Origin of the sequence: Acinetobacter sp. NIPH 2699 (genome assembly GCF_022549355.1) — a bacterium.
GTDB lineage: Bacteria > Pseudomonadota > Gammaproteobacteria > Pseudomonadales > Moraxellaceae > Acinetobacter.
In genome coordinates this window covers 40175-54295 of the sequence record NZ_JAKZGL010000013.1, presented here as the reverse complement: position 1 = coordinate 54295, position 14121 = coordinate 40175, and the positions used below count along the sequence as shown (strand labels likewise).

The window sequence follows — 14121 nt, the reverse complement described above, 5'->3', positions numbered from 1 at the left end:
CGTGAAAAGCCTTCTTGAAAAAATTAATTCGAAATTAAATGCGCAAGGAGGCTTGTTGAAGTCAGTTGGCTTATTAGTCGGTGGAACTGCTGGAGCGCAATTACTTTTGGTTGCTGCAACACCTTTACTCACTAGATTGTATTCGCCGAGTGATTTTGGTTTGTTAGCAGCCTTTGTTTCTTTACTGGCTTTTTTAACTGTTATTGCAAGTGCTAGGTATGAATTAGCAATCCATTTGCCTGAAAAAATTGAGGAAACTGTTGCAGTGACAGTTTTATCCTTTATTTTTCTAGTTTTAACTACCGTTGTAACGGTAATATTTACTATTTTATTTGCTGAGTCTATATCAGCTTTGCTTAAGGCTCCTGAACTAGCCTCCTATTTATGGTTGTTGCCATTAGCAGTTTTTTTTGTTGGTTTATACCAAATATGTAATGCGTGGTGTGTAAGGCAGAAAGAATATAAGGCGATTGCAAGTACGAAACTCATACAATCAATCGTAACTTTACTAATCCAACTTAGTACATTTAAATGGGCTGCTTTGGGCCTTGTTCTTGGGCAAGCATTTGGTCAGGGTGCTGGTAGTTTAAAGCTATCTCTACAAGCTATTAGAAATACCAAAGAGTTTCGCAAGGTTCAGTTTGTTCAGATCAAAGCTGTTGCGAAACGCTATAAAAGTTTTCCGATTTATTCTACGTGGACGGGTTTATTCAACACAGCAAGTCTACAATTGGCTCCACTTGTTTTTTTAAGTTTGTTTGGTGCAACTATAGCAGGGTTATATGCCCTCACTTTAAAACTAGTCTCATTACCTGTAAGTCTCATTGGTCAAGCAATGGGAAGTGTTTTTTTATCAGAAGCACCAAAAGCTCATCGCGAAGGTCGTTTAAATACTCTCGTTTTACAGTTTAATAAAAAACTGCTTCAAATGGGGTGTTTACCTACTGCAGTCCTAATAGTCTTTGGTCCCGAATTATTTGCTTTTGTGCTTGGAGAACAATGGTATAAAGCAGGAGAATATGCTCAGTGGCTAGCACCATGGATATTTTTACAGTTCCAATGGTCTCCACTTTCTAATCTAACTGTAGTTTTAGAGCTACAAAAAGAAGCTTTAGTTTCACAACTGCTAACTTTTTTTGCAAGATTTGGTGCATTATTTGCTGCAATTAGTTTGGGGCTAGGTGCAGATAGGGCGATTCAGCTTTTTGCTGTTGTAAGTGCAATAGTTTATTTTCTTAGAATGATATGGTTTTTAAATAGGGCAAAGGTCTCATTAACACCTATCCTAATGAGTAGTTTCGTCTATCTTTCTGTTGCAATACTATTTAGCTATATGATTCGTTGGGGAGGAATATATGTCATTAATTAAATTTGTTAATAGTTATATATTCAAGAAAAGATTAATTTATTTTTATGCGTTAGATCGTGTAGAAAGTAAAAATGATTATGTATTTAATTTTAATTTAAATAACTTGGATCATGAGTTTTTTTTAAAAGAAAAAATATGCTCTAATCAGTTTCTTTTATTGTTAGATAAGAGAAAATTTAGCCCAGACTGGCAAATTTTTATTTACTTAGATAATGATACAGTACAAGGTTACTCTTTTTTACATATTCCTCAAGAATCGGTATGGCATGACTCGTTACCTACAGGAAAAGATGAGGCAAGGACGGTCTCTTCTTTTGTAGAACCCGCTTTTAGAGGGCGTGGTATTAGAGGTGAGTTATTAAAAAGTCAAAAAAACTTTTGTATTAAAAATAATAAGGCTTTGTGGTGTGTTATAGAGAGTACGAATATATCTTCTATTAGGGCAACACAAAAATCTAAAATTGTAATGATTAGGACAAACTACCTTCTGAAACTCATAGGTAGAAACGTATTCTCTATATTAACTAATCCTTTTAAGTTTTTTTTGCTTTGGGGGAATAAACGTGTATCAAGATAAAGAAGCTCAACAGTATATGACTTATTATGTTCTACAGCCATTCCATGAGCAAGCAATTGCAATTGCTTGCTTTATTAAAAAAAATACTAAGAAACGGTTGGTAGCAGTTCTACTAAACACTGAGCGATATAGTAGTCATCCAATATATGATGAAATTCTTATCGTAAATACATACTCTCAGATTCCTATGGATATCGGGAATATTATTCCAACAGGGGCCCAGTCTACTGAAATAATGTTGAGATTAGGGGGGCTGCGGCTTAATAATATTTGGATGGCTGAAAAGAATTTAATGGTGTTTGATAAGATTTCGTTTTTCAATCATTGTCTAAATAATAACTTACCTATTCCCAAGCAATTTGAATATGAAGAATTAGATGAATTTTCATTTCCAATTTTTTATAAACAAAAATGTGAGAAAGGGGGAGGTGTAAGGGGGCGAGCTAATAGTTTTAATGACTTAGTGAATGTATCCAAAGACGAGTTGGTTTTTCAAGAGTTGATAGATAGCCCAGGTACATATGGTGTAGCTTTTCTTGCAAAGAATGGTGGGATAGTTACTTCCTTTGCGCATTATGAAGTAGAAAGTTATCCAATTTCTGGTGGATCAGCGACAGTTATAAAGGAAACTCAAAATGCTCGACTAGAAGAACTTACCAAAAATTTTGTTAAATCATTTGGCTACGAAGGTTGGGGGTTGGCTGAGTACAAATATTGTCCCAAAAGAAAAGATTTTGTATTCATGGAAGTAAATGCAAAGTTTTGGGCATCCTGCTACTTCAGCTTCAATAATAATCCAGTTTTTTTGAAAGAGCTATTTTCTATAGAAATGGAGCGAGAACCTATAGAAATATTGATATTTATTAATCGTTTATTGAATACCGGCTTGTTTAACACAATTAAAACATTGCTTAAATATAGAAAAGCAAAGACCATAGTGGAGTCATCAATATTGAAATCATTATGTAGAGCATTATTGTCGGATATTAAGCTTAGGTAATATAACTAAATTAAGAGTTTTGTGCACAGTATTTAGAATACAAGGTTTTATCTTTTTGGATTAATAGTTCTAACATAGGTGAGTATGTCTTTTTCACAAGATCAATTAGACTGGTTTAAACAAATTTTCTTTGAACGCTTTGGGATAGGCTTTATCTTTGAGTGTGCTGAGGATACTGTTTTATTAAGGGTTGATGGAAGTGAAAAAATAATCACTTTTTCTAATATTGACATAGCATTTTATAAGTTTGGGGAAACAAACTTAAATTGTTATGAGTGGGATGCAAAAAAAGAGAGTTATCAAGGTGCTATAGCATCTATTCTTAGAGCACCTTCCACTAAAGAGTTGATGCTGCCTATCATAAATTTGCATGCCAATGGTGCTGTAATCAATTACGATATATTAGGTTTAGCCTACTGGATGTTGAATCGGCTAGAAGAAGTAGGTCGAACTGATTTAGATAACCATGAGCGTTTTTCGGCAAAATCTTCACACGCTTGGAAAAATAATTATTTGAATAGACCTATCGTAGATGAATGGTTAGAAATATTAAAGCAAGTAATACAACATGTTTGGCCGAACCTAAAAATAAAAGAACATAAATTTCAGTTAAATATTACACATGATGTAGATCGTCCCGCACGTTTTGGTTTTGCAAATCCAATAAACTTAGTTAAGTCGGTACTAGGAGATGTTATAAAGCGAAAAGATCTGAGTAGCTTATTTTTAGGTCCCTATATTCGCTTTAATACGGAAAAAGAATTACATACCAAAGATCCATTTAATACATTTGAATGGATTATGGATGTTTCAGAACGTAACTCAGTGAAAAGTGCGTTTTATTTCATTTGTGGAAGTACAGATCAAACAAAAGATGCAGACTATACTTTGCAGCATCCAGCTATTCAGAAATTATTAATGGATATCCATGCTAGAGGCCATGAAATCGGATTACACCCTAGCTATAATTGTTATAAAAACAAAGAGGCTTTAGCACAAGAGTTTACCAATTTAAAAGAAACATGTCGTCATCTTGGTATCCAACAGAGTGAATGGGGTGGACGCATGCATTTTTTACGTTGGAAGCATCCTGAAACAATGTTGTATTGGAACGAGTGTGGATTGAGTTATGACAGCACACTAGGATATGCTGACTATGCAGGGTTTCGTGCTGGTAGTTGTCATGAATATACAGCTTTCGATCCAGTTGGTCATAAAGTACTGAATTTGAAAATTAAACCTTTGATTGCTATGGAGTGTACTGTCTTACATGATAGATATATGGCGATAGATGAAAACCCTTTAGAAGTATTTTTGGAGCTAAAGGAAAAGTGTCAAAAGGTTAATGGTGTTTTTACGCTGTTATGGCATAACTCTGAATTTACTAAAGAAGCTTATCGTAGTATATATCAAGGTGTATTTTAGATGTTTTATGAAGTAGCAATTCTTGGACTGCTTACAATTAGTATCTTATTTATTTTTTTATATTTGTTGAAAGACACTATATTTGGAATAAATTTTTCTAGGAAGAATTATAATGGAATCCTTCTAAGTAGAGCATTTTTAGTTGTTATTTTATTTGGGGTTTGGAGTGTTTATTTTCTAGGGGTGGATAGCATCCCTGTTTTTTTTGTAAAACCTGAATCTATATTTTACTCATCTTTTATTATTCTATCTACATTTAATTTTTTTCTAATTTCTTTGGTTTTTTTTAGTAAGTTGTTTTTTCATAAATATTTCTTAGTAGAAGATAGTCAGTTAGATCTTAGAAATGGTAAATTTGTATTAATAATTTTCTCAGTTGCCTTATTGTTTTGTGTTTTACTAATGCATGCTTTAGGTGCAAAGCATGCTGTTATAGCAAGTGCATTAACAGGCAATGACTTGTTAAATGTTCGTATGGAAAATCGCTATGCGTCGAATGTTCCAACAATGCTAGCATCTTACTTGAAATTTCTATATATTCTTGTTGCGGCATTGTTGGCAATAAATTTTAAGAATACTAAAATTTCTTTATATAATAAAATTGCTATATTTCTATTAATTTGTTATTCAAGCACGTTATATGGAGGTAAGGCACCTCTTATTAATTGCTTTCTTATTTTTCTTTTTGGGTATTTATACAGTACAAACCAACATATAAATTTTTGGAAGTTATTTAAATATTCAACTCCAATTGTTCTGATTGGGTCTTATATATTATATTATCTTACCAAAATACAGTTTACTGACCTTGAACCTGGACAAGTAATTGAATACCTTTTATTGAGGATATCTACAGGACAAATGATGGGTGTTTATGAACAGTTGGATCTTAGAATTCATGATTTTGAATATATTTGGAGATCTGTTCCATTTGCTAATATTTTTTTAGAGTATAAAGAATACAGTAAAGATCTGATGATGTACACTTGGGGTAGTTATAAAGATGCAGAAGAAGTAGGGGTTATGAACTCTTATTTTATTGGTGAGGCGTATGCTATTGGAGGGATGTTATTTATGCTCATATCTCCAATAGTATTTGGTTTAAATTACTGCATTTCAATATTTGTTTTAATTTTCATTCTGCATAGAATCTTTGGTTTAGAGAAAAACTGCTCTGTTAAAGTAATTGGCTTATCAATGGCTTTTTTATTTCCTTTAACAGGGGATATAGCAGGTATGATTTTCTTTAAACAGATAATAATGTATATAGTTTTTTTAATCCCATTAATATTTGTTGTTGAAGTTTTTAGGTCGAATAAAGGGTAAGTTCTAATGGCGATATATCATGTTACTAAAGTTCCTTTAGAAAAGTCATCTAGAGTTTTATCACAATTAAATATTTTTCCAGATAATTCGCATGTCATAGAGTTGAGAAATCTGAGAGAAACATTAAAATACCTTTCAGTGTTACGTGGTGAAACTATTATATTTCATCAACAAGCCTCATTAGTATGCATGTTATTGTTTATTTTTTTTAATTTTATTAATAAAAGAGAAAATAGAATAATTTATGATATGCATGATTTAGTTATATTTGATTATTCTGGTTTATTTAGAAGAGTGAGAGCCTGTTTAATCTATGTTTTGGAATTTATTGTCACTAAGTTTGATTTTAAAATTATAACTGTATCGAATGGCTTGGCTAAAACAATAAAAAAAAGATATGGTCGGGATGCATGTGTTGTATATAACTTTCCTTCAGATTATAAGGAAAATAACTTTTCTTTGGATTCCGCTTGTTCTGAAAACAAGAAAATATGTTATTTCGGTATAATCGATGAAAAGAGAATACCTGTAAAACTATTCAAGGAGGTTTCTGAGTTGAATGGAGGAGGTAATATAGATGTGTATGGATATATTAGTCCAGTTTCAAACTTTTCTTTTTCTGGGGTTGAGTTTTTGAGTTATAAAGGGGAGTTTAAACCGAATAACATGTCTTTTTTGAATAACTATAATGTATTGGTGTTTGTTACAGATCAGGAGCTTAACTTAAACTATAAATATTGCATGCCAAATAAGATATTTCAGGCACTGACATATGGAATGGATATTTTAGTTTCTGATTTTTTTGAGGAAATTGTAGAAACATTTTCTGAAGCTAAAGAAGAAAACAATATGTTTGATTCAATTAATGGAGTCAAATATTTACGTGCTGATAAAATGTCTAAGAAGTTAGATCAGCTTTTTATCCAATCTAAAAGTAATTTTATCTCTGTTATTTTAGGTGAAAATGCCAATGCAACAACTGGTTAGTATAATTATGCCTGCTTATAAAGCGGCAAAAACAATTTCAGACTCAATTGAAAGTGTCTTGGCACAAACATATCAAAATTTTGAGTTAATCGTGATTGATGACTGTTCTCCTGATAATACTAGAGATATTGTTAATCAATATGTTAGCTTAGATAATAGAGTGAAATTAATTTCTAAAGAAAATAATCAAGGTGTTGCTGCTGCTAGAAATACAGGGCTGGATATTGTTACAGGTGATTATGTCGCTTTTTTGGATTCTGATGATAAGTGGGATACAAAAAAATTAGAAAAACAAATCCAAGTTTTTAAAAATCAAGATGTTGATGTCATCTTTAGTTCTTACTATCGTTTTAATAGTACAGGAATTAAAAACTTAGTTAGCGTTCCTCTTGCAGTAGACTATTCTCAACTTTTAAAAGGGAACTGTATTGGAAATTTAACAGCTATTTATAAATTTGATCGATTTAGCTCGGTTCGTCAAAAAAAAATTGGTCATGAGGACTATCTTTTCTGGCTGGAAATTTTTTCTAACTCCCCTGCAGTTAAAGGTATTGGAATACAAGAGCCTTTAGCATTTTATAGAGTTTCCGAAGATGGTTCGAATGTTTCAGCAAATAAATTAGAAGCTGCTAAATGGACATGGAATATTTATAGAAAACATTTAAATATTGGTCTTACAAAATCTATATTTTATTTCATTTGCTATGCAATGAAAGCTGTGACTAAACGAGTGTGATAAATGAAGATTCTAGTTACAGGTGCTACAGGTTTTGTTGGTCATGCTCTAATTTCTAATTTAATTAAGAAAGCCGAGTATAAAATATTTATTTTATCTCGAAATTTTGATGAGAGATTTCCTAGTAATGTTGAGCAGATCGTCGGCAACTCTGAAGGAAGTTTTTTTAAGACCTCAGTACCTAAACATATAGATACGATTGTGCATTTAGCCGGAAGAGCACATATTTTAAATGAACAGGTTGATAACCCACTGCATGAGTTTAGAGAAGTTAATGTTGAAGGTACATTGCATCTAGCTCATCAGGCCTTAGAAAATAAAGTGAAACGTTTTATTTTTATGAGTTCGATAGGAGTCAATGGTTCAAGTACAATAGATAAGCCATTTAACGAGTTGGATGAACCGCATCCTCATGCAGACTATGCAGTATCAAAATTAGAAGCAGAACAAGCACTCAAAGAATTATTTAAAAATACTGAAACAGAGTTAGTCATTATTCGTCCGCCTTTGGTTTATGCTTCAAATGCACCGGGAAATTTTGCTCGATTATTAAAGTTAGCATCAACAAATCTCCCACTACCATTTAGTGGAGTAAATAATAAGCGTTCATTTATTGCACTTGATAATCTGGTGGATTTCATTGAATGTTGTATTAAGCATCCTTGTGCTAAGAATGAATTATTTCTAATTTCAGATAATGAGGAATTATCCACAAAGCAATTGGTAACCTACCTTAGACAGGGAATGGCGAAATCACCAAACTTGATTTATGTACCTAATTTTGTCATGAAATTAGGTGCAATTTGCCTTGGAAAAATGAAATTATATGAACAGCTTTTTGGTTCATTAGAAGTTGATGCCTCGAAAGCAAAAACATTGCTAGGCTGGCAACCACCTTTGAACGCAATATCTGCTGTGAGACAAGCAGGTGAGGCATATAGTAAGTTAAAGTGAGTAAAACATGTCAATTCTTTTAATGCCTATAGTGAGCTTTTTGGTTGCATTTTTCTTAGTAGGGTATATGCGAAATTACGCATTAAAAAGAAATATCATAGATAACCCCAACGAGCGAAGTTCACATAGTACCCCGACACCACGAGGCGGAGGTGTTGCAGTTGTTGTTAGCTATCTTTTAGGGCTGATGTTGCTTATTTATCTTGGGTATTTATCTCAACACATTGGCTTAACCCTAATCTCAGCTGGTTTTACAATCGCATTGTTGGGTTTCTTGGACGATCACGGACATATTAATGCTTTGGCGCGATTAGCAGTTCATTTTCTTGTTGCGATTGGTGTCGTGGTGTCTTTAGGTGGTTTTTCTGAAGTCGGATTATTTAATGACAGTCTTCAGTTGGGATGGTTCGCCAATATTATTGCGGTACTTTTTTTAGTTTGGTTACTGAATCTATATAACTTTATGGATGGCATTAACGGTATTGCCAGTATAGAAGCGATCACAGCGACCTTGAGCATCGGTGGCATTTATGTCTTATTTGCATCGGATTTGTCGAGTCAGGCACTTTTTCTATTAGCAGCGTGTACTGCTGGTTTCTTATTATGGAACTTTCCCAAAGCTCGAATTTTTATGGGAGATGCTTGTAGCGGCTTTCTAGGGCTGATTTTGGGTATTCTTGCTTTGATTGCATTAAAACAAGATGTTGCCTTATTTTGTGCTTGGTTAATCTGTTTGGGGATATTCGTCGTTGATGCAACCTTTACTCTGATTCGTCGTGTGATCAATGGTCATAAGATGTATGATGCACATCGAAGCCATGCCTATCAATATGCGTCTAGAAAGTATAATAGTCATACTGTTGTTACTTTGGGTGTTTTGGCATTAAATGTTTTATGGTTATTACCGCTTGCTTATTTAACAACCCAGCATTATTTAATGCCAGAACTCTTAATTTTGATCGCTTATACTCCGTTGGTTTTTCTAGCTGTATATTTCGGTGCAGGTAAGACAGAAAGTGCATAAACAAGATGTTTTATTAATCCTAGGTGCTGGTGGCCATGGAAAATCTGTCGCGGAAGCTGCTTTCCTATCAGGTCAATGGAGCAGTATTGTATTTGCTGATGATAGTTGGCCGCAGAAAACAGAATTGGCTGGCTTTCCGATTGTAGCTAATATAGAGATGATACCAACGCTTATGACTACTATTACCGCAGCAATTCCAGCTGTCGGAAATAATCAGGTCAGACAGGTTTGGTTTCAACAACTAAAAGAATTGGCTATTCCTATCGCCACAGTGATTCATCCGTCTGCGATAATTAGTGCTACTGCTGAACTTGGAGAAGGCGTTTGTATTATGGCAGGATGTATTGTTGGCGTTGATGTCAAAATTGAAGATGGTGTGATTGTAAACCTAGCCTCGGCGATTGATCATGATAGTGAGATAGGAATGTTTTCACATCTCAGTGTTGGGGTTAAAATTACAGGAAATAAAACAGTAGCACCGTTTACTTTTTTAGCAGCGGGTTCAATTCTTGCTCATTAAATATGTAGCTAAAATTGAAAATTAAATCAAAGAAAATAGTGGGATATGAGATATGTATCCTGCTATTTTAAGTATTGCGTATTTGATGTGTAAAAGTTATTTTCAGTTACATTAGAAGTGCGTATAAAGATCAAACTGAATGTGGGATGATTAGAAGATCACTGTGAAAAAGATTATTCATCAATTTGCCTCAGCGCCTAGGCTGTATAAACAATTTTTCCTTGTTATTTTGGATATCTTAGCTTTTCCTGTCATTTTGTGGCTGTGTTATGTCATTCGTTTATTTGATTTGAAAGCAGATGTTGTTTCAGGCATTGATCATGGATCTTTGCTCGTTAGTTTGATTGCGATTAGTTGTCTTGCCGTTACAGGCGTCTATCGTTTTATTGTCCGAACCTTTAATGAAGTCTTTATTGTCAAACTCGCATTGGCTGTTTTTTTGACCATGCTGGCTTTATATGCACTCACATATATCACCAAAGCACATATTCCGATGTCTATTCCGTTTATGTTTGGTTTTATGATGTTTACGTGGGTTTGGACGAGTCGAGCGTTTATTCGTTTCGTGGTCAAAGTTTCATTTTATTCAGAGTTGGGACGCAAACGGATCGCGATTTATGGTGCAGGTGATGCAGGACAACAAATTGCAGCGGCATTACATCGTTCAGATGACCATCTTCCGATCTTTTTTATTGATGATTATGCTTCGTTACAAGGGCAAATCGTTGGCGGTTTAAAGGTTTATTCTGTTGAAAAAGCCTTACAGCGTTTTGAAAAAGAACATATTGATGAAATTTTACTTGCACTTCCTTCGGTTGGGCGAGTACGAAAAACTGAAATTATTCAACAATTTGAATCTTCTGGGTTAAAGATAACTGAATTACCAGGCTTGACCCAGTTAGTTGATGGAGAAATCCGAGTTTCTGATATTCAAGAAGTTGATATTATTGATTTACTCGGGCGTGATCCTATTCCGCCTATTGCCCATCTTTTGGTTAAAAATATTCAAAATAAAGTTGTGATGGTCACTGGTGCAGGTGGTTCGATTGGCTCAGAGCTGTGTCGTCAAATTATTAAGAATCAACCGAAATTATTGGTTTTATATGAGTTAACCGAATTTGCCTTATATAGTATTGATAAGGAATTACGCTTAACTGCAAACTGTGAGATTGTATCGATTTTGGGTACGGTGCAAGATCAACACAAGCTAGAACGAATTATTGAACAATATCAAGTGCAAACGGTCTATCACGCAGCCGCGTATAAACATGTGCCTTTAGTTGAATGTAATCCAATTGCAGGTTTAAAAAATAATGCGATTGGTACTGCAAATAGTTTAAATGCAGCGGTAGAAAAAGGCGTTGAAACATTTGTATTGATTTCGACCGATAAAGCAGTTCGACCGACCAATGTCATGGGAGCATCTAAGCGTATGGCAGAGTTATATTGCCAAGCGGTTGCTGAAACTAAACCCCCTACTCAAATTAGTATTGTCCGTTTTGGGAATGTCCTAGGTTCTTCAGGTTCAGTGGTGCCCTTGTTTAAACAGCAAATCGCAGTGGGCGGTCCGATTACCGTGACTCATCCAGATGTAACGCGTTATTTTATGACCATTCCTGAAGCATCGCAGCTTGTGATTCAAGCGGGAGCATTAGGGTCAGGTGGAGATGTGTTCTTGTTGGACATGGGTGAACCTGTTCGAATTCAAGATTTGGCACGTCAAATGATCAAATTGAGTGGTCTAAAAGTTCGTGAGACTGGTTCAAGCACAGGGGACATTGAAATTGCTTATAGTGGTTTACGCCCAGGTGAAAAGCTATATGAAGAACTTTTGATTGATCAGGATAATACTGAATATACGCAACATACTCGGATTTTACGGTCATTTGAAAAGCATTATCCTTTACAAGAAGTACAAGCGATCTTTGCTAAAATTAATCAAATGACCGCAGTTGACCATGATGTGGATTGGGCTTTAACGCAGCTTGAACATTATGTTGATGGGTATAAACGTAGCGGTGACGTTCGAGTTAACTAAATTGAGAGAGAATATGATTAAAAAAGCCATTTTACCTGTTGCAGGTTTAGGTACACGGTTTTTACCAGCGAGTAAGTCAATTCCAAAGGAAATGGTCACGGTGGTCGATCGTCCAGCAATTGAATATGTGGTTCGGGAAGCGGTCGAGGCAGGTATTGAACAGATTATTTTAGTCACTCACTCCTCCAAGGCTTCGATTGAGAATTATTTTGATCGTAATTTTGAGCTTGAAACCACGCTAGAACAAAAAAAGAAATTTGATTTACTCAAAGAAATTACTGATATTTTACCTAAGCATGTCAGTGTGGTCAGTGTACGCCAGCCCCAACCTTTAGGATTAGGTCATGCAGTATTGTGTGCCAAAGATATTGTGGGTGATGAGGCTTTTGCGGTGTTATTACCCGATGTTTTAGTTAAAAATAATCAGCATACAGAGAATGATCTGTCTTTGATGATTCAGCGATTTCAACACTCTCAAGCGTCCCAGATTATGGTTGAAGCTGTGCCTGATCATTTGGTTGATCAATATGGTATTGTGGATGTTGCCGTTTCACCGAATGAGGGTGAAAGTGTCATCATGCAAGGGATTGTTGAAAAGCCAGCAGTGGGCAGCGCACCCTCGAATTTGTCGGTGGTGGGGCGTTATATTTTGCCAGCGCAAATCATGGCATTGTTAGAAACAACACCACGTGGGGCTGGAAATGAAATTCAATTGACTGATGCGATTGCGGCATTACAGCAGTCACAGACAGTCGAAGCTTATCGTATGAAAGGTCAAACTTTTGATTGCGGGAGCAAGATCGGATATCTCAAAGCGGTATTGCATTATGGTCTTGAACATCCCAAATTGGGTGTAGAGTTTAAGGGCTTAATTCAAGAATTAGCGCTTTAAGGTAAGTAGTTATGAAAGTCGCAATCTTTGGTAATACTTTATATGCAGGGGTAATGTCCGCGTTATTGTCGGAGTCAGGGCATAACGTATATTGGTGTTCGCATCTCCATGTTGCAACGGATGAACTGCAATATTCATTTCATGATGAAAATGTCAGTCATTTATTGGAGAAGCAACGACAAAGCGGTTTTCTAAAGTATAGTGACTTGGAACAAATACCTTTAGATATTGATGCCTACCTGTTTAGTTTTAATCAGACTCAAGAACCGCAAGTTTATCAATTATTAAATGCTCTTAAACAACGTCCGATTATTCATCCAAAATTGATGATCAATGCTTCAACTTTTGGTTTGCATGGCACAGAAAGATTCCTACAGATATTGTCAGATGATGACTGGGTCTATTTACCTGATACCGTTCAGGAAGGAAATGCTTTACAGAGCTTAACAGAGGCAAAACAACTAATCGTTGGATGTATTCAGGTGGATGTGCAAGCCAAAGTGAAAGAGCTGTTAAGACCCTTTTTTCCTTTAGCACAGCATTATTTATTTATGCCGGTTTTAGATGCGGAATTTACTAAGTTGAGTATTTCTGGCATGTTGGCGACACGGATTAGTTATATCAATGATCTTGCGGTTGTGGCAGAAAAGTTAGGCATTGATATTGCTTCAGTCCGTCAGGGAATGGCTGCGGATAATCGGATTGGCACTGCTTATTTAGCGCCTGGTGCTGGTTTTGGTGGTGAAAACTTTTCACATGATATTTTGACGCTTTCCAATACTGTGGCCAATACAGGGGTCAAAAGCCAATTGCTTGCTCAAGTTTGGGAGATCAACGAGCAGCAGAAAGAAATCTTATTCCGTAAGTTTTGGAATTATTACCACGGTGATTTACAAGGCAAAACAGTTGCCATTTGGGGAGCTTCTTTTAAAGAGAATACCTCGAGTATTCAACAGTCCCCGATTCATCAAATGTTGGCTGCACTCTGGGCGCAGGGGGTAACTGTTCAGTTACATGATCCGCAAGCCTTAGAAGAAATTAGTACGATGTATGGTCAGCGAGATGATCTGATTTTATGTGATGATCAATATGAGGCTGTGCAAAATGTACATGGTTTATGTGTCTTAACGGCGTGGAAACAATATTGGAGTCCTGACTTTAAACAATTGGCGCAGTGCATGGCACATCCTCTCATTTTAGATGGACGTAATATTTATGATCCACAGTATGTGAAGGCACAAGGTTTTGCATATATGGGGGTGGGGCGTTAATT

Annotated in this window: 13 protein-coding genes; all 13 read left to right on the top strand. The window is 35.3% G+C overall.

Going from position 1 to position 14121, the window contains the following annotated elements:
• Nucleotide 1: 1 nt before the first annotated feature.
• The 13 genes from MMP72_RS12375 (at nucleotide 2) to MMP72_RS12315 (ending at nucleotide 14119) form a co-directional block, all read left to right on the top strand.
• Nucleotides 2-1369 (top strand): oligosaccharide flippase family protein, encoded by a 1368-nt coding sequence (locus MMP72_RS12375; protein ID WP_241317723.1) that lies wholly within the window; start codon nucleotides 2-4, stop codon nucleotides 1367-1369.
• Nucleotides 1356-1946 carry a hypothetical protein gene (locus MMP72_RS12370; protein ID WP_241317721.1) on the top strand — a complete coding sequence of 197 codons (591 nt, stop codon included), beginning with the start codon at nucleotides 1356-1358 and terminating at the stop codon, nucleotides 1944-1946. Before MMP72_RS12375 ends, MMP72_RS12370 begins: the two co-directional genes overlap by 14 nt.
• Nucleotides 1933-2946 (top strand): hypothetical protein, encoded by a 1014-nt coding sequence (locus MMP72_RS12365; protein WP_241317719.1) that lies wholly within the window; start codon nucleotides 1933-1935, stop codon nucleotides 2944-2946. Before MMP72_RS12370 ends, MMP72_RS12365 begins: the two co-directional genes overlap by 14 nt.
• Nucleotides 2947-3030: 84 nt before the next feature.
• The gene (locus MMP72_RS12360) at nucleotides 3031-4371 is read left to right on the top strand and encodes a polysaccharide deacetylase family protein (protein WP_241317717.1); all 1341 of its coding nucleotides are present in this window, start codon (nucleotides 3031-3033) and stop codon (nucleotides 4369-4371) included.
• Complete coding sequence (locus MMP72_RS12355; protein ID WP_241317716.1) at nucleotides 4372-5697, top strand: hypothetical protein; 1326 nt, start codon at nucleotides 4372-4374, stop codon at nucleotides 5695-5697. It begins immediately after the preceding gene.
• Between the two features lie 6 nt (nucleotides 5698-5703).
• Nucleotides 5704-6684, top strand: coding sequence for a hypothetical protein (locus MMP72_RS12350; RefSeq protein WP_241317714.1), 981 nt, complete (start codon nucleotides 5704-5706; stop codon nucleotides 6682-6684).
• Nucleotides 6668-7420, top strand: coding sequence for a glycosyltransferase family 2 protein (locus MMP72_RS12345; RefSeq protein ID WP_121930415.1), 753 nt, complete (start codon nucleotides 6668-6670; stop codon nucleotides 7418-7420). Before MMP72_RS12350 ends, MMP72_RS12345 begins: the two co-directional genes overlap by 17 nt.
• Nucleotides 7421-7423: 3 nt before the next feature.
• Complete coding sequence (locus tag MMP72_RS12340; protein WP_121930414.1) at nucleotides 7424-8374, top strand: NAD-dependent epimerase/dehydratase family protein; 951 nt, start codon at nucleotides 7424-7426, stop codon at nucleotides 8372-8374.
• Nucleotides 8375-8381: 7 nt separating this feature from the next.
• The gene (locus MMP72_RS12335; RefSeq protein ID WP_241317712.1) at nucleotides 8382-9398 is read left to right on the top strand and encodes a glycosyltransferase family 4 protein; all 1017 of its coding nucleotides are present in this window, start codon (nucleotides 8382-8384) and stop codon (nucleotides 9396-9398) included.
• Nucleotides 9391-9918: an acetyltransferase gene (locus tag MMP72_RS12330; protein ID WP_241317710.1), complete on the top strand. Its 528-nt coding sequence runs from the start codon at nucleotides 9391-9393 to the stop codon at nucleotides 9916-9918. The genes MMP72_RS12335 and MMP72_RS12330 overlap by 8 nt, the downstream gene beginning before the upstream one ends.
• A gap of 163 nt (nucleotides 9919-10081) precedes the next feature.
• Nucleotides 10082-11956, top strand: a complete 1875-nt coding sequence (locus tag MMP72_RS12325) for a nucleoside-diphosphate sugar epimerase/dehydratase (RefSeq protein WP_241317708.1) — start codon at nucleotides 10082-10084, stop codon at nucleotides 11954-11956.
• A 13-nt stretch (nucleotides 11957-11969) separates the two neighbouring features.
• The gene (gene galU / locus MMP72_RS12320; protein ID WP_241317706.1) at nucleotides 11970-12848 is read left to right on the top strand and encodes a UTP--glucose-1-phosphate uridylyltransferase GalU; all 879 of its coding nucleotides are present in this window, start codon (nucleotides 11970-11972) and stop codon (nucleotides 12846-12848) included.
• A gap of 11 nt (nucleotides 12849-12859) precedes the next feature.
• Nucleotides 12860-14119, top strand: a complete 1260-nt coding sequence (locus MMP72_RS12315) for a nucleotide sugar dehydrogenase (protein ID WP_241317704.1) — start codon at nucleotides 12860-12862, stop codon at nucleotides 14117-14119.
• The last annotated feature ends 2 nt before the right edge of the window (nucleotides 14120-14121 follow it).